At 38.6% G+C, this 21141-nt stretch carries 21 protein-coding genes; 15 read left to right on the top strand and 6 right to left on the bottom strand.

Annotated features, from left to right (window positions below):
• Nucleotides 1-14: 14 nt before the first annotated feature.
• The 4 genes from FFM51_RS05300 to FFM51_RS05285 all read left to right on the top strand — a co-directional run bounded on the left by FFM51_RS05300 (nt 15) and on the right by FFM51_RS05285 (nt 3123).
• On the top strand, nt 15-1112 hold the full coding sequence (locus FFM51_RS05300) for a zinc-dependent alcohol dehydrogenase (RefSeq protein WP_137597600.1): 1098 nt from the start codon (nt 15-17) through the stop codon (nt 1110-1112).
• Between the two features lie 2 nt (nt 1113-1114).
• Entirely contained in the window at nt 1115-1573 is a 459-nt protein-coding gene (locus tag FFM51_RS05295) for an HIT family protein (RefSeq protein ID WP_137597599.1), read from the top strand.
• Entirely contained in the window at nt 1554-2243 is a 690-nt protein-coding gene (locus FFM51_RS05290; protein WP_137597598.1) for a D-lyxose/D-mannose family sugar isomerase, read from the top strand. Before FFM51_RS05295 ends, FFM51_RS05290 begins: the two co-directional genes overlap by 20 nt.
• A gap of 88 nt (nt 2244-2331) precedes the next feature.
• Nucleotides 2332-3123 carry a glucose 1-dehydrogenase gene (locus tag FFM51_RS05285; protein WP_137597597.1) on the top strand — a complete coding sequence of 264 codons (792 nt, stop codon included), beginning with the start codon at nt 2332-2334 and terminating at the stop codon, nt 3121-3123.
• A 105-nt stretch (nt 3124-3228) separates the two neighbouring features.
• On the opposite strand, the gene FFM51_RS05280 is transcribed toward FFM51_RS05285, so the two are convergent.
• Nucleotides 3229-4014 carry an enoyl-CoA hydratase-related protein gene (locus FFM51_RS05280; RefSeq protein ID WP_137597596.1) on the bottom strand — a complete coding sequence of 262 codons (786 nt, stop codon included), beginning with the start codon at nt 4012-4014 and terminating at the stop codon, nt 3229-3231.
• Between the two features lie 267 nt (nt 4015-4281).
• Here FFM51_RS05280 and FFM51_RS05275 point away from each other — a divergent pair, with 267 nt between their 5' ends.
• The 4 genes from FFM51_RS05275 (at nt 4282) to FFM51_RS05260 (ending at nt 8582) form a co-directional block, all read left to right on the top strand.
• On the top strand, nt 4282-5022 hold the full coding sequence (locus FFM51_RS05275; protein ID WP_137597595.1) for an MIP/aquaporin family protein: 741 nt from the start codon (nt 4282-4284) through the stop codon (nt 5020-5022).
• 209 nt (nt 5023-5231) lie between these two features.
• Nucleotides 5232-5666 (top strand): MaoC family dehydratase, encoded by a 435-nt coding sequence (locus tag FFM51_RS05270; protein ID WP_137597594.1) that lies wholly within the window; start codon nt 5232-5234, stop codon nt 5664-5666.
• 100 nt (nt 5667-5766) lie between these two features.
• Entirely contained in the window at nt 5767-6978 is a 1212-nt protein-coding gene (gene fabV / locus FFM51_RS05265) for an enoyl-ACP reductase FabV (RefSeq protein WP_137597593.1), read from the top strand.
• Between the two features lie 11 nt (nt 6979-6989).
• Nucleotides 6990-8582, top strand: a complete 1593-nt coding sequence (locus FFM51_RS05260; protein ID WP_137597592.1) for an acyl CoA:acetate/3-ketoacid CoA transferase — start codon at nt 6990-6992, stop codon at nt 8580-8582.
• On the opposite strand, the gene FFM51_RS05255 is transcribed toward FFM51_RS05260, so the two are convergent.
• The gene (locus FFM51_RS05255; RefSeq protein ID WP_137597591.1) at nt 8572-9477 is read right to left on the bottom strand and encodes a LysR family transcriptional regulator; all 906 of its coding nucleotides are present in this window, start codon (nt 9475-9477) and stop codon (nt 8572-8574) included. The two genes, FFM51_RS05260 and FFM51_RS05255, sit on opposite strands and share 11 nt — an antisense overlap.
• Before the next feature lie 27 nt (nt 9478-9504).
• On the opposite strand from FFM51_RS05255, the gene FFM51_RS05250 reads away from it, so the two are divergent.
• Together FFM51_RS05250 and FFM51_RS05245 are read left to right on the top strand one after the other, a co-directional pair.
• Nucleotides 9505-10245: a type I pantothenate kinase gene (locus FFM51_RS05250; protein WP_137597590.1), complete on the top strand. Its 741-nt coding sequence runs from the start codon at nt 9505-9507 to the stop codon at nt 10243-10245.
• A complete protein-coding gene (locus FFM51_RS05245; RefSeq protein WP_137597589.1) occupies nt 10226-11008 on the top strand; it encodes an alpha/beta fold hydrolase in 783 nt (260 codons plus the stop codon). Before FFM51_RS05250 ends, FFM51_RS05245 begins: the two co-directional genes overlap by 20 nt.
• Nucleotides 11009-11224: 216 nt before the next feature.
• Here FFM51_RS05245 and FFM51_RS05240 read toward each other — a convergent pair whose 3' ends face one another.
• The 3 genes from FFM51_RS05240 to FFM51_RS05230 form a co-directional block, all read right to left on the bottom strand.
• Nucleotides 11225-11722, bottom strand: a complete 498-nt coding sequence (locus FFM51_RS05240; protein ID WP_137597588.1) for a DUF4811 domain-containing protein — start codon at nt 11720-11722, stop codon at nt 11225-11227.
• 1 nt (nt 11723) lies between these two features.
• Nucleotides 11724-13190 carry an MDR family MFS transporter gene (locus FFM51_RS05235; RefSeq protein WP_137597619.1) on the bottom strand — a complete coding sequence of 489 codons (1467 nt, stop codon included), beginning with the start codon at nt 13188-13190 and terminating at the stop codon, nt 11724-11726.
• A 304-nt stretch (nt 13191-13494) separates the two neighbouring features.
• Nucleotides 13495-14922 (bottom strand): C69 family dipeptidase, encoded by a 1428-nt coding sequence (locus FFM51_RS05230; RefSeq protein ID WP_137597587.1) that lies wholly within the window; start codon nt 14920-14922, stop codon nt 13495-13497.
• Nucleotides 14923-15131: 209 nt separating this feature from the next.
• Between FFM51_RS05230 and FFM51_RS05225 the strand changes: the two genes are divergently transcribed.
• The 4 genes from FFM51_RS05225 (at nt 15132) to arsC (ending at nt 18858) form a co-directional block, all read left to right on the top strand.
• Complete coding sequence (locus FFM51_RS05225) at nt 15132-16055, top strand: ABC transporter ATP-binding protein (RefSeq protein ID WP_170999573.1); 924 nt, start codon at nt 15132-15134, stop codon at nt 16053-16055.
• A complete protein-coding gene (locus tag FFM51_RS05220; RefSeq protein WP_137597585.1) occupies nt 16045-17664 on the top strand; it encodes an ABC transporter permease in 1620 nt (539 codons plus the stop codon). Before FFM51_RS05225 ends, FFM51_RS05220 begins: the two co-directional genes overlap by 11 nt.
• 15 nt (nt 17665-17679) lie before the next feature.
• Nucleotides 17680-18324, top strand: coding sequence for a TetR/AcrR family transcriptional regulator (locus FFM51_RS05215; protein WP_137597584.1), 645 nt, complete (start codon nt 17680-17682; stop codon nt 18322-18324).
• 132 nt (nt 18325-18456) lie between these two features.
• A complete protein-coding gene (arsC, locus tag FFM51_RS05210; RefSeq protein ID WP_137597618.1) occupies nt 18457-18858 on the top strand; it encodes an arsenate reductase (thioredoxin) in 402 nt (133 codons plus the stop codon).
• A 149-nt stretch (nt 18859-19007) separates the two neighbouring features.
• On the opposite strand, the gene aroD is transcribed toward arsC, so the two are convergent.
• Nucleotides 19008-19781 carry a type I 3-dehydroquinate dehydratase gene (gene aroD, locus FFM51_RS05205; protein ID WP_137597583.1) on the bottom strand — a complete coding sequence of 258 codons (774 nt, stop codon included), beginning with the start codon at nt 19779-19781 and terminating at the stop codon, nt 19008-19010.
• 459 nt (nt 19782-20240) lie between these two features.
• Between aroD and FFM51_RS05200 the strand changes: the two genes are divergently transcribed.
• Entirely contained in the window at nt 20241-21140 is a 900-nt protein-coding gene (locus tag FFM51_RS05200; protein ID WP_223875897.1) for a shikimate dehydrogenase, read from the top strand.
• Nucleotide 21141: the final 1 nt, after the last annotated feature.

Below are 21141 nucleotides of genomic sequence, written 5' to 3'. Positions count from 1 at the left end.
ATGGAGAAATCGATATGGTTCGAAAAATGGAAGTACCAGAAATGGAATGGGTCGACGAGCAAGCAGAAAACACACAACAAGTAGCAGTGATGGAAACGGTTGGTAAAATTGATATTAAATTTGCTAAAATTCCGCATGCTAAACAAGGCGAAATTCGAGTTGATGTTAAGTGGGTTGGAATTTGTGGTAGTGACCTAGAAGTTTATCGTGGTGCCAGAACACCAGAATTCTTAACTTATCCGATGCGATTAGGCCATGAAGTAGCTGGTATTATTGATGAAGTAGGTCCAGATGTAGTTGGGCTGAAGGTCGGTGATCACGTCGCCCTGCGATATGTTTGGGGCGCTTTTGCCGAATATATTACCTGTGATCCATTCTCAGCAGTTGTGTTACCGCCAGAATTTCCATTAATGCATGGTTCGTTAATCGAAATTACGCCAACGATTCAAACTGGATTGGAAAATGCTGAGATAAGCCAAGCTAAAAACGTGCTGATTATGGGCCAAGGGGTCAGCGGTTTGCAGTTGACTCAATTTGCACATCTTTATAGTCCTAAGAATCTAGTGGTAACAGATTTGTTTGATGAAAAACTGGCAATTTCAAAGGAATTTGGGGCTACTAAAACTTATAAAATTCCGTCTCCTGATACACCAACAATGGATGTGGTTGGTAAAGATTTTCCAGATGGATTTGATGTTGTCATTCCAGCGTTGTTGGAAGGGGATTCGGTAATTGATGCCCTTGATGCCTGTGCTCAAAACGCTAAATTGATTATGTATGGCGGGATTGGAAAAACAAGTAAAACAATGGACTTTTTCAAAATGCATCGTCGGCGTGTTGATATTTTAACTACGGAACCAAAACGCGATGTTGATAATCATAAGTTACTTCGTCAAGGACGAGACATGGTAGTTAATGGTTTGATTAACACAGAAAAATCAGTAACTAACGTTTTCCCACTGGCTAAAATTGCGGATGCATTTGATTTACGAAACCAAACAAGAGCAGATGTCATCCACGTGATGATTGACTGTGACGCCTCCCATAATGATGGTCGTTACGCCAATGGAACAATTCCAGCGTCGGTAAACGAGCCAACAGAGGTGATCTAATAATGGAATCAAGATTTAGAACAGGTTGTTTTTATTGTGAGCACAATGCAACGCAACATGAGCGAATGCTGCCGATTGTGACATTTGGAACTTCAACTGTGTTTTTTAATCGAGATCAGACGCATCCAGGTCGATTGATTGTGGCTCTTAATTGGCATGTTGATGAACTATTTGAACTGTCAAAGCAGGATCGGAGTCAGTTTGTGGATGAGGTGGCCATTACAGCACAAGTGATTAAAGACCATTTTCATGCTAGCAAAATCAATTACGGGATATACGGTGATACAGTGTCACATTTTCACTTTCATTTAGTCCCTAAAGTGCCGGGTGATGAAGATTGGGATGATGCGTTTGTTAATAATCCTGAACACCCGTTGTATTTAAGTGACGAAAAAAATGAAAAATTAATTGAAGCACTGCGTAGTGAGTTGGAGGAAGCATATGAAACGATCAGAAATTAATCAAATTATTGATAAAACAATTGAATTTGCTGACGATAGAGGATTGTTTTTACCACCATTTGCTTATTGGAATCAAGCTGATTGGCAAAAAATAGACTCATCGTATGATGAAATTTTAGATAATATGCTAGGTTGGGATGTTACCGATTTTAACGAAGATAATTATTATCAACGCGGTCTAGCAACCTTCACATTTCGTAATGGTAATTTTAATGATAAGGAAAAGTACCCCAAGCCTTACTGTGAAAAATTACTAACAGTAGAAGATGGTCAAGAGTTACCATTTCATTTTCACTGGTACAAAGAAGAAGATATCATTAACCGTGGTGGTGGAGTGTTAGAATTGACATTATACAAGGCAACTGCGGATGAGGAACTTGATACGAAGTCACCCGTCACGGTTGTTATGGATGGACACCGAGTTAGTGTTGCAGCAGGTGCAACGGTTGAATTACAACCGGGGCAAAGCATTACGTTAACCCAACGTATCTATCATAGATGGCGTGGTAAAAAAGGGACTGGTAAGATTATGTTATTTGAAGTGTCATCAACTAATGATGATAATACTGATAATCGTTTTTTTGAAAATTTACCGCGAATTCCGTTAATAGAAGAAGACGTGGTCCCAGAACATCTGATTTTTGCCGATTATGAAAAGTTGAGAAAGTAAGTTAATGATGGATCTGTGGAAAAGGTTGGTAATTTCTGCAGATCTTTTTGGTTCACTAGCTGGGCCAGATATTAAGAGGTGTTTCATAATGGATAATAAAATAGCTTTACAAAATTTTGATTTAGATTGGTTCAGTTTGAAAAATAAGGTTGCCCTAATTACTGGTGGTGCAAGTGGAATTGGTAAAAGTTATTCAATCGCAATGGCTAAAGCAGGTGCAGATGTTTTTAGTGTTAGTGCAAGCCAGAATGGTTGGGAAGAGACTAGACGAGCTATCGAACAGACTGGCCAAAAAATTGAGTTCTTGCAACTGGATATTACAAATCCAAGTGCTGCCGAAAAAATAGTAACAGAAGTTATTAAGCGATTTGGTCGAATAGATATTTTGGTTAATAATGCTGGAATGCAACACCGTGATAAACTGATAGATTTCCCTTCTGAAGACTGGCAAAAACTGTTTTCGCTTAATGTTGATGCTCTGTTTTATTTGTCCCAAGCGGTTGGACGCGTGATGGTACAGCAACAGTCAGGTAAAATAATTAATATTGCTTCGTTAGCGGCTTTTGTAGCCGCTAAAGGAATTGTTGCTTATACAGCAACTAAGCATGCAGTGGCCGGGATCACTAAATCGCTGGCAACTGAGTTAGGTGAGGAACATATTCAGATCAATGCAATTGCTCCTGGATATATCAAAACGCCACTTTCTCAAGCCGTCCAAGACGATCCGGTTAGGATGAAAGAGATAATGGACCATTTACCTGACAAACGGTTTGCGGACCCCGTTGAACTTTCGGGAACCTTAATATATCTAGCCAGTCATGCTTCGGATTATGTTAATGGACAGATTTTGGTAGTTGATGGAGGATATTTGGTTCGTTGAACTGATCGTTATTGATGTAACATTAGTTAAATATCTTGCATCACAAAAAGAGCTTCTCATTTATTGAGGAGCTCTTTTTTTAGGTAGTAACTAATTAATTAGAATCTATTCACCATTAAACTTAGTATGACGCTTTTCTAGGAAGGCTTGCATGCCTTCTTTTTGATCCTTGGTAGCAAATGTTTGTGCCCACATTTGAGTTTCAAACGAAATGGCAGTGTTCAAGTCGAGATCGGCACCTTTATCAATGACATATTTGGCCATTCGAACGGCAACTGGACCGTTTTTCATGATTGCCTTGGCAATTTCAGTGGCTTTATCCATTAATTGATCTGGTTCTACAACCTCTTCGACTGCACCAATTGATTGAGCTTCCTGTGCAGTGATTTGTGTACCAGTAGCAATAATTTCTTTAGCTTTGCCACGACCAACAAGACGAGTTAAACGTTGTGTTCCGCCAAATCCTGGGACGATCCCTAAGCCAACTTCTGGTTGGCCAAACTTAGCCTTGGAAGAGGCGACACGAATATCACAAGAGTTGGCTAACTCAAATCCACCACCAAGACAATAGCCGTTCACAGCGGCAATCGTGATTTGTGATAATGATTCAATTGTCTTAAATGAATTATGCGCTAATTCAGATAAAGCAGCAGCTTCCAGTGAATTCATTGAAACCATTTGCGAAATATCGGCGCCAGCAACAAAGGCCTTTTCACCAGAACCGGTGATGATAAGAACTTTAACATCGGAATTATTTTTTATTTCTGCCAATGCTTCGCCAATTTCTGTTAACGTTTCTGAGTTCAAAGCGTTGAGCGATTTTGGTCGATTAATTGTTAATGTGCCGATTCCATCAGTAACTTCAAATAATAGATTGTTATAATTTTTCATGATTAATATCCTCCAGATGGATATTGATCAATAAACATTTTCACTTACTATGATAAATTATTCACAATGATAAAAGCAAGAGTAATTTTTATCTTTTTTAATTTTTAACTTGCGAACAAAATTAAAAAAGGCGATACAATGCTGGATTAAATGCGTTTATAACAAATAGTTATGGATTATATGAATTTAATTGTAGATTTACGAGTTTCAAAGTCCATGATAAATTGCATTTGCAAACGTTTACACAAATTAAAGGAGGGTTTTGCAATGGCAAGTGGTTTAGATACAAGGTTGATGGCAGAGTTTTTTGGCACAATGATTCTAATTGTTTTTGGGAATGGGGCTGTAGCTAATATGGCACTGGATGGAACAACTGGGCGTCATGACGGTGGGTGGTTGTTTGTGGCATTAGGATATGGATTTGGGGTTATGATTCCAGCTTTTATGTTTGGATCGATTTCAGGGAATCATTTAAATCCAGCAATTACAATTGCTTTTGCCACGATTGGATTATTTCCTTGGGGTGAAGTTGTTCCATATATTGTGGCACAATTCGCAGGAGCTATTGTTGGGCAATTAATTGTGGTCGCATGTTATTGGCCATTTTATCAAAAAACGCAAGATGAGACTGCGGTATTGATGACGTTCTCGACCGGTGATGGAGCTAAAAGCTCATTTAATGGTTTCGTGAATGAATGCCTAGGAACTTTTTTCTTAGTATTTGGTGCTCTTGGGGCCTATCATGGAATGTTTATTGCTTCGAATGTTGATATTGCAAATGTTGCAGTTGGGCTCTTGATTATGACGCTAGTCATTTCGATGGGGGGAGCAACTGGACCAGCCCTTAATCCGGCCAGAGACTTAGGGCCACGAATGATTCATGCGCTGTTACCGGTTCCAAATAAAGGTAGATCCGAATGGACATACAGTTGGGTCCCTGTAGTAGCACCAGTTGTCGGTGGTGTTATCGGTGCAATTTTATTTGCGGCATTCTTCTCAATAAAATAAAGTTTGTGAATTTAAACGCATTTGTAAACACTAAAGTTGATGAAATCAATAACATAACATATTGTTATTGAAGATATGAAAAATCTATATTTGTTTTCTTTATTGGAAGGGCTTACATTAATGACAGAGATAATTATCTAACAAACAAGCTTGTTTAGGCACAAAGTTGATTGTCATTTGTGAATATTTTAATTAAGGTGGAGTTCATAATGAAAAAATATCAATCAATTACAGAATCACAGATTAAAGTCGGAATGGCTGATGAATTTGTTAAGGAAGTGACGCAGGAAAACATTGAACAGTTTGCCCATATTACGGGTGACGAAAACCCACTCCACATGGATGATGAGTTTGCAAAAACAACTCAATTTGGTGGCAGAATTGCTCACGGAATGTATTCTGCAGCATTAATTTCAGCAGTGATTGGCATGAAAATGCCAGGAGCGGGGGCCACTTATCTAGGTCAAACTTTAACTTTTAAGGCGCCAGTGCATTTTGGGGATGTCCTGGTTGCCAAAGCTGAAGTTAGCGAGATTAAGCAAAAGACTAAATTTAAAATTGTGACATTAAAGACTACCGTGACAAACCAGGATGGAACAGTAGTTACTGATGGAGAAGCAACTGTAATTCCAGCTAAAGACTAAACATAAAAAAATAAATAAATGAGATATTGGCAATAAACATTTTCGCACTACTTGTTACTAACTGGGATTATTTTAATAAAATGAAAAGGAAGTTTTTACGATGGCAGGAAAAATGGTTAAGATTAGTGAAAAACTAAAGGGTAATGTTGCACGTTCAGTAAATCCATACGGATGTAGACAAGAAGTTTTGAACCAAATTGATTATGTAAAGAAACAGGGCCATTATAATGGTGCCAAGAAAGCGTTAGTGATTGGTGGTTCATCAAGTTATGGCTTAGCCAGTCGAATTACGCAAGCCTTTGGTTCAGGTGCTGACACAATTTGTGTTGCTTATGAACGGCCAGTTAAAGATGAAACAATGCTCGGAACTGCCGGCTGGTGGAATAATATTTACTTTAAACAAGAAGCAGAAAAAGCAGGCTTGATTGCTAAGAATTTTAACGGTGATGCCTTTACTAAGGAAATTAAGCAACAAGTTTTGGACTATATCAAAAACGAATTCGGCGGACAGATCGACTTGTTAGTATACTCAGTTGCAGCACCAAAACGAGTTAATCCAGAAAATCCAGATGAAGTATGGCGCTCACAAATTAAGCCAATCGGAAAGTCTGTCACTGGTTACAACATTAATCTTGAAAAAAATGAGTTATTCGAACAAAGTATCGACAGCGCCACTCAAGAAGAAGTTGACGCAACCATTCATGTAATGGGCGGTGAAGATTGGGAGCTTTGGGTTAGCATGTTAAAAGAAGCCGGTGTGTTAGCAGACGGCTTTAAGACAATTCTGTATTCATATATTGGTGCCCCTGTAACATACGACTTCTATCATGAAGGCACTTTAGGAAAGGCCAAAGATGCAGCCGAAGAATCATCACACAAGATTCAAAAGACGATTGATGACATTAATGGGAAAGCTTGGATTAGTGTTTCCAAGGCTGTGACAACAAAAGCATCTGTTGTTATTCCAATTTTCCCATTGTATTGCATCGCACTGTATAAAGTAATGCAGGAAAAAGGAACACATGAAACACCAATTATGCATAAGGACCGACTATTTAGAGACATGGTCTATGGTAACAAACCTGAAATTGACGACCGTGGCCGACTACGTCCAGACGCTTGGGAACAAGATGAAGATACACAAAAAAAGACTGTTGCATTGATGCAACAAATTACACCAGAAAACTTCAATTCTGACTTAACCGGTTATGCAACATTCCGAAAAGAATTTTTACAAATTAATGGATTTGAAGTTGATGGTGTTGATAATGACACAGTTGATTATGATGAAATTACTAAACTAGAACCATAGGAGGGATAACTATGTCAGTTGAATTTATTGATAGTGAATCGGTAATCAGCAAAATCCCTGATGGTGCCACAATTGCCTTGGAAGGATTCTTAGGATCAGATGTACCAGAAGAAATTTTGGAGAAGCTGCATGCTGTTTATTTAAAAACTGGGCATCCAAAGAATTTAACTTTTTATCATGCATCAGGAATTGGCGACGGTAAGGAGCGCGGAACCAATAATCTGGCTGAACCAGGGATGGTAAAAAGGATTGTCGGCGGTCATTGGGCATTAGCGCCTAAGTTAGAACCACTGGTAGAAGAGAATAAAATTGAAGCATATTGTTTTCCACAAGGAGTTTTATCACAAATTTTCCGTGATTCGGCTGCACACAAACCACTGCATATCACGCGAGTGGGGCTAGGAACCTTTATTGATCCGGACCTTCAAGGTGGGAAACTGAATTCTGCTGCCAGTGAAGACTTAGTCTCAAAGATGCAAATTAAAGGAAAGGATTATTTAGCTTACGAGGTGCCAAAGCCTAACATTGCTTTGTTGCGAGGATCTTATGCAGACGAGGATGGCAATATTACTTTTGAGGATGAACCGTTAACCTTGGAATCCACTGCTATCGCAATGGCTGCCCATAATAATGGCGGTAAGGTAATTGTTTCAGTTAAACGAATTGTTGATCGTGGTTCTATGGCTCCAAAAGATATCCGCATTCCAGGTTTATTGGTTGATTACGTTTGCGAAACTGATGATGTATCGATGACACAACAAAGTACTTCAACAGTTTACAACCCAGATTTTGTTAAAGCTTCTGTTATCCGTGCCGAAGGAGCTATTGATGTTCCTTTAGATGTTAAGAAAGTAATTGCTCGTCGGGCAGCGATGTTCCTGCAACCGAAAGATCGAGTAGTTAACTACGGAATTGGGAAGTATCCAGAAACCGTTTCATTAGTACTGAAGGAAGAAAATGCAGCAGATAATATTATTACTACTGTTGAACCAGGTACATTTGGTGGAGTGCCGCTAGGAGGTGGCGACTTTGGTTGTGCCATTTCGCCGCAATCAACAATTGATCAACCATACATGTTTGACTTTTACGATGGTGGTGGAATCGATACAACATTCCTTGGATTAGCAGAGTTAGATCAAAAAGGAAATATTAATGTTTCTAAGTTTGGACCAAAAATCGCAGGTGTTGGTGGATTTGTAAATATTACTCAGAACACAAAGACAACTGTCTTCACCGGAACCTTTACCGCCGGTGGCTTTAGAGCCAATATTGAAGATGGAGAACTTCATATTACACAAGAAGGTAAAGCTGATAAGCTAGTTAAAGATGTCGAGCAGGTAACGTTTAGTGGGCATGTTGCCCAGGAAAATGGTCAACATGTTTACTATGTCACTGAACGGGCGGTGTTCGAACTAGTCGATGATGGGATTGAGCTAATTGAAATTGCTCCCGGAGTAGATTTACAAAAAGATGTGTTAGAACATATGGAATTTAGACCAAAAATTAGCGATGATTTGAAATACATGGATGCAAGAATCTTTGCCCCAGAAAAAATGGGTAGCATTATCAATAAAGCTAGTAAGTCAGTTGCTGTTACGAGCTAGCATTTGATTGCTTAAAATAATTATGGAACCATTGTTGGGTATAGTTGACTAAGTAACTTGATTGAACTGTATCCAGCGTACATAAACTAATATTCCAAGGAAAAAATGGTGTTACTTGGCGATGTTCAATTTTATCACCGGCAAAGTTGTGCCCAATTGGAGAAGCCATCAAGGTAACGACATTTAGTTCTTGACACATATTTAATATTAGATCCCAAGCACCAGATTGGAAGAAAAAATTAGGTGATAAACCTAGTTTCCGTAAGCGTTGCTTCCACTGATAAGTAACCATAAAACTATCATCAAGCGAAACAATCTTTTCTTTGGCAATTTGATTAAAGGGGATTGGTCCCTTAAAATCGTGGAAACGGTGTTCTTTGTTAAACCAAACAGAGACGGAATCCTTAACGATGACGTCTTCTTTAATGCTTGGATAGGTAACAGGGGAAACGATAACTGCAATGTCTAAATCTTGTAGCATTAGCATCTTTTGAAGATCATAGGCACCGGTTTCAACGATTTGTAAGTCAATTTTTGGATTTTCTTGAATGAATTTTGGAATGGCGTTGGTAAATAGTGTTGAAATAATCACTGGTGCGATACCAACTCGAACAGTTCCCTGCTTTTCAATGGCCGCCGAGTGAAACGAATTCATCATATCAGTGAATTCTTGGGTAACTTTTCGTCCGCGATCGATCAAGTCTTGTCCTGAGTGGGTTAATCCTGTGATCCGATTGCGACTGTGAGTAAAAATCTTAGTTTCCTCTGTTTTTTCAAGTTCATTGATGAACTTACTTAAGGCTGGTTGTGAAATATGAAGTAATGCGGCGCTTTTTGTTAAATTAAATCCATTATCAACAATGTTAATTAGGTACTCGATGTGCTTAATATCCATAATTATCCTCCCAGGGGTGAAGCAAAGATGAAAAAATTAACTAATTACTTTTATCACGATATGCTTACTTCCATTATACACAAATCAAACGCTTCCAATCCGATTATTATTGGGATTTGCGGAAATATTTCTGTTGGTAAATCAACATTTGCTAAAAATACCGTCAGAAATTTAAAAGCCAACTTTCCTGAAAAGAAGATTAAAACAATTTGTACTGATAGCTTTTTACAAAGCAATCAATATTTAAAACAACATGGTCTTTTTGAGCAAAAGGGTTTTCCGGTTAGTTATGACCAAGTAAAAATTGAGCGCTTTAAATCAGCAATTTTAAACCAAAAAGCAGTTGAGTTGACAGCTTATGATCATCGAATAGCTGATATAAACCCAGCTAAAGTAGTTACTGTTAATCGCCCAGACATCATAGTATTAGAAGGATTAATTGTATTACAGGAGCCATTGAAGAGTCTGTTGACTAAGAGTATTTTTTTGGACGCAAACCCACAGATTGTGCAAGAATGGTATATTAAACGTTGTTTTGATCTTAAGTTAGATCAGAAAATGAAGTTACAACCAGAGGACTTTTACTCGTACGCACTTCAAACATGGGAAAATGTTGATGTACGAAATTATCTAATCAATGTGGAACCAGTACGCTCACAAGCTGATTTAGTATTGCAGTTGGATAGTGAGCATGAGGTGCAACAAATTCAAATTCAATCAAGTTATCAAATTAAACGGGAGGAAAGACATGAAATTTTTGACGAGTGATGGTATTCAGTTAGAATATACGGATCAAGGAGCTGGAATGCCAGTTTTGATTACTACGGGTTATGCCGGCTTTAAAGAGATTTGGCATCAGCAGGTGAAAACGTTAGTTGCTAATGGCTATCGTGTTATTAATTTAGATCGGCGTAATCATGGCCGTTCGCAGGCAACTGCAAAAGGATTACGCATGAGTAGACAGGGAAAAGATATCGCTGAATTGTTAGATTACCTGCATGTTGAGCATGTTAATTTAATGGGTAATTCTATGGGTGCGTCTGTTTTCTGGGCTTACTGTTCACTTTATGGGGATGAAAAAATCAACAAAATCATTTCAGTCGACCAGTCACCAAAAATGATTTCGGATGATTCCTGGTCCTATGGATTGCTAGACTTGAATTGGGATAATTTTCCTAAAGCAGCTGAAGAAATGTATGCTGTCAAAACAACAGTACAACGAATTGATGATGAGACTTATGGAGTTTTGAAAGAAGCACAAAAGGGTTATTCGTTTGATTATGCGTTAAATACGCCACTTTTATATGATCATGCTTTTCAAGATTGGCGTGACATTTTGAGACAATTATCGGTTCCCGAGCTATTTATTGCAGGTGGTCAAAGCCCTTTTTGGTCAAGCGATCATGCTAAAGCTGCTGCAAAACTGGTCGAACATGGTGAGTATGCGGTGGTTGAACATTCGGGCCACATTGTAATGGCAGAACAGACGGATCGATTTAATCAATTAATGTTGAAATTTTTTGCGAAATAATTAAAAATATTTGATAGATTAGAGCGAAAAATATTACGTTTAGATTTGGAGCATACAGTGTTGTGCAGAGAACAAAACTGCTAATCTGGATCGCTAAGAGAAGCTAGCTTACTACGTTTTATAATAATTTGTAAATAACAAAGAAGCTGAACAAAAACATAGATTTTGTTCAGCTTCTTTGTTATTTAGTTTCGTTTAGAAAATCAAATCGGTTAATTATTTAGCAATGATTTTCCAACCAGGTTTTAAATCAAAATCGTAATGTTGCCCCGCAAAGTGGTTGTTCGGAACACCGGCACCAAATAATAGGCGCATTTCTTCATTGCGGTAGATACGGTAAGAACGGGTTACTTTTAATTGATTGTGGCGTGCATTTTTATTGATGGTCACAGTACTGGTGTTAGGGTTGGTCTTTGCCAATTTGGTTTGCAGCGGATTAGTTTGATAATAGTAAACTCGTTCGTTTTTGGTTCCAAGCTGGCGATATAGCAAGACGTGCTGACCCTTAACGCTGGATGTCAAAGGATAGGTAGTAGTTGAGCTAACCTTTTTCATTCCCAGATAGGTATTGTAGTTCAAGGTTAACATCACAATGCTACCAATACTGAGAATTAGACCAGCGGTAACCCAAAGTGTTTTTTTCATTCCTGGGCGGATAAAAATCATACTGATTGCAAAGATTAATGCACCAGCAAATAAGAAAATTACAATCATGTTAGTATGCCTCCCGTGTGTCTTTTTTTAGGAAGAATGTCAGAATAAACCCAATCACAGAGAAGATAGTAGCAATGAAAAAGGCATATCTAAATCCCAAAACGTTAGCATCCAGTGCTAATTTTTTAAAGAGAACTGGTGTAGCTTTGGCTACTGTTCCGGCGGGCGTGTGGTTCAATGTGACGTTGGCCATTACAGAAACCAACACTGCGGTTCCCATCGATGCAAATACCTGTCTAGCCGTGTTATTGACGACGGTTCCATCACCGATTAAGTTCAGTGGCAAAGCATTCATCCCAGTTGTGGTAACGGGCATCATCACCATTGAAATACCGAACATACGAACTGTATATAAGCTAACCAAATATAAGATTGGTGTTTGCGATGTGATGGGAATAAAGGAGGCTGTGGTAATTGTTAGAATTAACATTCCTGCCATAGACATATTTCTAGCACCCAGACGATCAAAAATCCGACCAGTAATAGGATTCATAATTCCAATTGTAATTGCGCCAGGTAATAAGGTTAGACCTGATGCAAGCGGTGATTCACCACGAATAGTTTGCAGATATAGTGGTAAAACTAGTGTGAAGCCATTCATTGACATGAAAGAAACTGATACAAGAATGGCAGATAAAGTAAAGTCAGAATGTTCAAATACTTTAAATTGTAATAATGGATTCTTGATTTTAAGTGAACGCCAGATAAACATTCCAACAATGAAAATACCAATGATTAGGGTTCCATAAACTATGGGATCCCCCCAGCTATATTGTCCCACTGAAGAAAAGGCAAACAGCATTGAACCAAATCCTAACATGGACATGATAACAGAAAACCAATCGACCGGTGCTTTTCTAGTTGGTAATACTTTTCGCAGAGTGAAAAAACCCATAATCATCACGATTAAAGAAATTGGCATGATTGATAGAAACAGCATGCGCCATGAGTAGTGAATTAAAATCCATCCAGCAAAAGTAGGACCGATGGCAGGAGCCAAACCAACGACAATCCCGGCACTTCCCATTGCTGCGCCACGTTGCGATGGTGGAAAGATCGAAGTCATGATTGTCTGATAGACTGGTGATGTGATTCCCACGCCAGCTGCTTCGACTAATCGGCCTACTAGAATAATCCAAAAGCTATTGGCAAAATAGCAAATCACGGTACCGATAAAGAAAATAACAATTGCAGCTAAATATAATTTACGTGAATCAAATCGTTGTAGGAAAAACCCCGTAATGGGAATTACAATCCCCATCATCAACATAAAGCCAGTGGTTAGCCACTGAACGGTAGTGGCTGAAATGTTAAATGACTTCATTAAAGTTGGAAAAGCCGTTGTTAACATGGTTGAAGTCAAAAAAGTACTAAAAGTCCCAATTAATAGGGTAAAAACGAGAGCAAGTCGATTATATGGTTTGCCATTTTGGTCAACAGGTTGACCGGTTGTATCAATGTTGTTCATGGAAATATTCACCTCATGTAATAAGAGTGCAAACAACCATAGCACCATTCCATCGTTGGAATTATCCATGGTTATAAACACGTTGCGACAAAATAAAAAGTACGCCAACACGAATGCTAAAGCATAAGTAGCGATTAATAAATCAACACGTGATTTATTGATTGCTATTTATGCTTTAGCTGCGTGTTAAAACATACTTAAACAAGTAAGAACCCACATGCAGTCAGTTCCAGCAAAAAAGAATCCGGTAAAAGTGCCCGAATTCTCGCAAACAAAAAATTATTAATTAACAATCAGTTGCCGTTTATAGATTCTTATCCATTGTAAAGGTCAATTCAGATAATTGCAAACCATGCATGATTAATTGTTCAATCAGCAATTTAGTCCTAACTGCCATTTCTTTAGTTATCGCTTTGTTTTGGTTGGTTAAAAATTCAGTTAACTGGGTACCGTGTAAATTTTGTGATTGGTTAATCGTTGCATTAACAAAATGATAATGATATTCACGACTGGCTTTGAGGTAATCTAAATCAGCTTGAATAAATTTGGCATGATGAGATTCGACTAACATTGACAATGTTCGATACATCCAATACGCGCTCTTCAAATCAATGTTAAGTTCCAGTGGTGTTTCATGGTAACTGGTGTCTGTTTCATTAGCATTGCCGAAAAATGGTACGTAAGGGGTGAAAGCAGGAATTCCAAAACACAACCACATGATGGCACTAGCTTCAACGGGTGCATCATTGCGAACTTGCAGAATATGTGAATTCTGCGTCCGACTGAGGGAAATTGGCCGATAACGCCTTTTGTCGGCCTCGGATCCATGCCCCAGCGGATCAAATTGAGTGCCATTGTAATGACTACTTAAAATAGACTCAACATCTTCAAGGCTAATTTTATGATTGGCGCGGCGAATGAAAGGTAGGTCTAAATCTTCGGGAGATTGGTCTATTTCAGGATTCAATGTTTTTTGAGCATACCATTGACGTGGAGTGTTGTAATGTTGGTCAAATTCTGTAGCGGTTCCAAAAATATGCCGAAAATTCCAGCCAGTTTTGTCGGGATTGAGATGGTTATCAGCTACAAATGCTTGAATGCCGTCAGACCACAAAAAGTTGTCCGGATCATCAAAATCGACTGTTTGGATCGCAACACGATTGCCAGTGGCAGCATAGGCATTGTCAGGAATCCGTTGAGCTACCCAGTGATGGCCAGTGACGATTTCCATGTACCAAATATCAGATGCATCACTGAAAATAACGCCATTACCCTCAGGTGAACCATATTTAGCTATTAATTGGCCGAGATAAGTAACACCTTCTTTGGCAGAATTAATAAATGGCAAAACCATGGCCACAATTGAATCTTCTGCTAAGCCGTTTTTTATCAGTGGATCTGCAGCTAACACACGTTCGTTAGCGTAGACGCTTTCGGTTGCGCTCATGCCAATATTTTTTTCGTTAAAACCATTTTCATCGTAAACACCCTCATGTTCAACATCCACATTTGGAGTTCCTTGATAGCGATAGCCGTTTTCTGGTAATGGAGCGCTAAATCCATTTTGATTGGAGGTAAGAGTTTCATGACGTCCAGTAACGCTTGGATAAACGACGAATCGTTGTGGAGTTAATGGCAAAAAGGTGTCATCGTTTCGAGCAGCCATGGTTGAACCATCAATGGTTGCGTCTTTACCGACCAGAACAGTGGTACATGCTTTTAAATTTTTCATTGATTATGTTCCTTTCAATTGAGTACTGTTATTTAGTTTAACGCGCCAGATTGATTAGTCAATCTAGATTAATTATTAATTTCAATAAAATGACTAGCCAGTCATTGACTAATGAGTCAAAGAGATTTATACTCGTGGCGCAAACGAAAATAAAATGATTTGTACGCACTAAAAAGATGATTTACGACTTCAGGGAGGAAGCGGTAAGCATGGTAGAAACAGTGGTTAAAATCAATCAACTTCAAAAAAAATTTGGTAAAGTTGAGGCGCTCAAAAACATTACATTCAATGTTTATAAAGGGGAAGTTTTTGGATTTATTGGTCCTAACGGTGCTGGGAAATCGACGACTATTAGGACTTTGTTGGGTATTTTACGAGCTAGTGGTGGATCAGCTACTATTTTTGGTCAAGATGTTTGGCATGACGCAGTAGCAATTCATTCACGGTTAGCCTACGTTCCGGGGGATGTATATTTATGGCCCAATTTAACCGGTGGTGAAGTGATTGATTTATTTTTAAAATTGAATCATCAAGAGCACTCCGATAAAACAGATGAACTAATCGAGCAATTTGAATTGGATCCAACCAAAAAATCACGAACTTATTCAAAAGGAAACCGACAAAAGGTAGCACTAATTGCGGCGTTTTCAACTGATGCCGATCTGTACATTTTCGATGAACCAACTTCGGGGTTGGATCCTCTGAATGAAGAAATTTTTCAAAAGCGAGTTTTGGAGCTCAAACAAGCAGGCAAAAGTATTCTATTATCGAGCCATATTTTATCTGAAGTAGAACGAATGTGTGACCGGATCGGGATTATCCGACAAGGGGAAATTATTGAAACTGGTTCATTAGAGGAAATGCGACATCTAACTCGCACGGTAATTCAAGTACAAACTAAGGACTCATTGAGTGATATTGCCCAATTGGAAGGAGTTCATGATGTTAAAACAGATACTGCTAAACAAAATAAAGTTTCATTTGCGGTTGATTCAGATCAAATTGGTATCGTTATGGAGGTATTAGCTACTAAAGTAATTTTGAGTTTGCAAAGTACACCACCCACGCTTGAGGACTTGTTTTTACGTTACTATAACAATGATAGTCAAGAGGTGAATGACAATGCACAATAGTGATTTTAGCCAAGCTGGTTTTTTAACCCGGTTTTACTTGCGCCGCGACTGGTTAAAAATTGTGTTCTGGTTGATTGGTTTAGTGGGTCTAATGGGTGCAGCTGCTGGTAAATTTGATGGTTTATATGGAACTAAGTCAGCGATGAATTCAATTGTTACAACGCTAAAGACACCAGCCATGGTAGCAATGTTTGGCCCATTTACGGCCAATCCACCATATAATTCTGCATTGATTTTTGCGACTGAAATGATGGTCTTTATGGGATTATTTATGGCCATGATGAATATTTACTTTGCTGTAAAAAGTACGAGGGCAGAAGAAGATAGTGGTATTTTAGAGTTAGTTCGAGCCCATTGTGTTGGTAAATATGCCCCGTTACTAGCAGCTACGATTGAGCTTTTAATCATCAACTTAATCACTGGTGTATTAGAGACACTTAGCCTGATAGCCGCTAATATGACAGGAGCTGATAATACTGGTAGTTTGATATTTGGCTTAGGTTTAGCTGCAGTGGGATTCATGTTTGGCGGCTTTACGTTATTAATGGCTCAGTTAAGTGATAATTCTCGTGGCGCTACCATGTTAAGCTATTTGATTTTGGCGTTGTTATTTTTAGTTCGGATGATGACTGATGTTTCTAATCCAGATTATACCTGGTGGTCACCGTTTGGCTGGATTGAAAAATTATCAGTTTACGATGAAAATATTTGGTGGCCAGTATTTGCAATGCTGGGAGTAGCAATATTGACAGTCGGGGTGGCATTTTATGCTTATGCCCGTCGCGATGTGACAGCTGGGCTTTTGGCAACCAGACCTGGACGTACCCGAGCGTCAGCTTTATTAGCGGGACCGTTTACCTTGATTTTTCGCTTAGAACGGACCAGTTTTATTGTTTGGATGATTGGGATGTTTGTCCTAGGGGCGAGTTACGGTTCCATTTTTAGTACGGTGGGAGATATCATGAAAACTAATCCAATGATGGCTAAGCTGATGGGTGGCAGCGCAGTTGATGCTGCTAATCAAACTGTTATTTTGAACTTTGCGGCGCTGTTATCAATTGTATTTGTGGTGTTAAGCACGGTACCAGCAATGCAGACGGTTTTAAAACTTAACACAGATGAACGCAAAGGTTGGCTGGAACAAATTCATGCTAAATCAATATCACGACTACACTTATATTGCAGTTATGTAGCAGTGGCTTTGATTACAGGCACTCTAGGATTACTCTTAGGAATCCTAGGTATGTACACCGCTGGTCAGTCCGTAATGGATGCACCAATCCCACTGGACCGGTTTTTGAGGGCTTTCTATGGCTTTTTACCTGCGCAATTAGTAACGATTGGTATCAGTGCCTTATTAATGGGAGTGGTACCAAGAATTCAAGCAATTAGCTGGATAGTACCGATTTACGGTTTTATTTCACTATATCTGGGCGGATTGCTAGATTTACCAAAATGGGCAACCCATTTAACTCCTTATGGCTGGGTTAACAAAGTGCCGTTGCGGGCGGTTCAGTGGAATTTAACTTGGGAATTAGTGTTGATTGCAGTAGTATTATTTGTACTTGGATTTATCTTTTATAAACGAAGAGATATGGTTGAAAATTAAGAGAAGAGTGATTTAGTGGTTGAAGATATGACTGCAATTCCAAAAGATCCGGAAAAAGTGGATCGAATTTTAAAAAGTGCGATGCACAATTTCGCAATTCATGGTTATCGGGCGACTAAGACGGATGTAATTGCACAAGAAGCAGATGTTTCTAAGGGAATTATTTTTCGTTACTATGGCAGCAAGGCCGAGTTATTTGTGACAGCGTTGCAACAAGCAACAAATAAATTACAATCAGTAGCAGACTACAGTGTATGGCGTGGGGCCCATGATTTAGTAGACATGATTGTGAGAGCAACTAAATATAAAATTGAGTTGGAGTTAGAATATCCTGACGAATTTGGTATCCTAATAAATGGGTATGTCAGTGCTGAGAAGGCACCGAGTAATGCCCAGCAAGCAATTAAAAAAATTTACGCAAATGCTACCAATAACAGTATTGAACAATTAGTTTCACCTGTATTAGATCAGTTGTCATTACGTGAGGATGTTGAGCGCCAAACTATTTTTGTAATGATGAACGCTGTAATGGAGCAAATTCAAAAGGAAACAAAGGTGTTTATGAAAAATCATCCGCATGCAAAGTTAAATGAATTTACAGAGATTATTGATAACGCTAAAAAGTATGTCAGTGTGCTGGAGAATGGGATACTAAAGTAAAGCGTGAAAAAATGTGTTACGTGAAAACTTTTATGATCATTCCTGCATTTCGCCAATAAACCGAATCTATTGTCTGGTTTCAGTTCATCTGCTATTCTAACAATAAATAACAACGTGAAAGGTCAGCTGATGATAAAACAAGTTTATTTTTTATGTACCGGTAATTCATGTCGGAGCCAGATGGCTGAAGGATTCGCCCATAAAATACTTGGATCGAATTGGAAAATTGCTAGTGCAGGCATTGAGTCGCATGGCTTAAATCCACTGGCAGTTAAAGTAATGGCGGAAAAAGGAATTGATATTTCTCACAACCAATCTAAGCTAATCGACCCAACTTATTTAGCAAGCAGTGATTTGGTTATAACGTTATGTGGGGATGCTCGCGATCGCTGCCCATTGACACCGGCAAGTGTTAAAAAGCTTCACTGGCCTCTGCCAGATCCAGCGCAAGCAACTGGAAATTCAGAAGAAATATTGATGGTATTTCGGCAAGTACGTGATGAGATTGAGGCAAAAATTAAAACCTTAGTTTAAAATATTAAAAAAATTTCAATTATAATTTATTGTTTCGGTTAGATAAAGAGGTCAAACCCACATAAAACTTTATGTAAAAAATCTCTGGTGTCCCTTAATTTTTGAAGGTCACTAGAGATTTTTTGTGTAAATTACTGGTTGCTTACACTTTAGTTTAAATCAATCAGCTCCATCACGGTTCTAAGATGTTCAGCAGATATTTGACCAGGAGCCGAGCTTTCAACCACCGCAGCAAAGGTAGCTATACTCCCAAATAAACTACCTGAGACGCGAGTTATTTTACCCAGATCACCCATTGATATGGCAATAATTGGCATTTTAATTTGGTGATCAGCAGCGGTGGTAGCAGTCATTAAATGTAGCACGTCTTCGTGACTGTTAGGGGTAACAGCTAGTTTGACAATATCTGGTTCTAATTTTGCCATTCGGGAATATAAGAAAATTAAATCGTCTCTTAATGGAGTTCCTTTGAAATCATGGTGACTTAAAATCAATTTAGTTTTACTGTTATTGGTTAGATGTTTTAGATGAGTAATAATGTGGTCTGATTGAGCAAATTCTACATCAATAGCATCAGGTACATCAGCTTCGATTAATTGTTCGTACGCGTCAAGGTAGTTTTTTTCAACAAATTCTAATTGGCCGCCTTCCGCACTAGTACGGTTAGTGACAATTAAAGGAATGTTACCAATTAATGCTTGCAGGGACTGTCCGGTCGTTACTAGTTGGCTAAAATCAGTCATCTCACCTAGGTAGTCAATGCGCCATTCGATGATTTCTGCAGGTGAGTCGACGATTGTTTGGGCCTGCATCAGTACGTCACGAAAATTATCGGCAACAATTGGAGCAATAATACGTTGAGGGGCGTTGGTGCCCAATATTAACTGTTTTAGTTTAATTGACTTATCAAGTTTTTGATTCATGAGTAACCTCACTTAATTGTTTTCCTGAGCATACCACGTTTCAATTAGTCCGAGCAAGGTTACTAGGCTGGTTACCAACCGTTTTTTGAAAATTACAAAACTATTTTCAAAGAACGGTTGACAGTCATCTAAATAATTGCTAAGATGTCCTTAATCAAATTCACAGGAGATTTTAATATGCAGCAGTTCAATAATTCAAATTTGAATAGTTATTATTACTATTGGTTTATGAAGTGATGTTTGGGTCAATCCTAGACGCAAACATCACGTTTGCATCTAGTGACCAATAGTTTTTAAGCATATTAAAAAACAATTGCCACATAGATGTTTGGAAGATTTTAAACATTGTGTGGTTTTTTTATTTTCATGGGCCAATGGAATCTTTTAATCCAATGGTGAATTGAAGCCTCACAGTGTTTAAACTGTGAGGCTTTTATTTTTATCAAAGGAGGGATTACCGTGAATGAAATCAATGGAAAAACAAGGCTGTTCGGGTTCTTTGCTCATCCGGCCCAGCATAGTTTGTCGCCATTAATGTACAACGTTAGTTTTGATGAGTTAGGTCTGAATGCCCGTTACCTCGCATTTGATATTCAGCCAAGTGAAATCAAACAGGCAGTGCAAGCAATTAGAACATTAAATTTGGCCGGCGCCAACTTATCAATGCCGTTCAAGCAAGCGGTGATTCCATTACTAGATGAGATTACCCCGCGGGCCCACCAATTACAATCTGTTAACGTTATTTTAAATCAAGCAGGACGGCTTATTGGTGATAGTGTTGATGGCCAGGGATTTTTTGAAAGCTTAACAGCTCAAAAAATTAAATTTAAAAAGCAGCGAATAGCAGTGTTAGGTGTTGGTGGAGCAGGGCGATCAATTATTCAAGCAGCAATTAATAATCAGATTAGCCAAATTGATGTCTTTAAAAGAAAAAATGAAACTTTCATACAACGAAAAGAACAATTGCATCAACTGGCAAAAGGATCAGATACAGAAGTCAATCTTATTGACTATGAGGATCAAGCTAAAATGAAACACTCATTAGCAAGGAGCCATTTGGTAATTAATACAACTAACCTCGGAATGGGAACGAAAGAATCACAAATGCCGGTGGCACCAGATGTTTTGAACGTTCTGGACGGCAATCAAGTGGTTTGTGATGTTATCTACTCACCACGAGAAACGAAATTTTTACGGTTTGCCCAACAAAGAGGATGCCAAACAATTAACGGACTGGGAATGTTGATTCATCAAGGCGCACTTAGTTTTAAATGGTGGACAAATGAAGCAATGCCCATTAATGAAGTAACTCAAGCAATTAACAATCAACTAACTCAAACAAAGAAAGCAGGAATTTAAT

The sequence above is a fragment of the Paucilactobacillus kaifaensis genome, assembly GCF_005405145.1.
GTDB lineage: Bacteria > Bacillota > Bacilli > Lactobacillales > Lactobacillaceae > Paucilactobacillus > Paucilactobacillus kaifaensis.
This window is presented reverse-complemented; position numbering and strand designations above follow the sequence as displayed.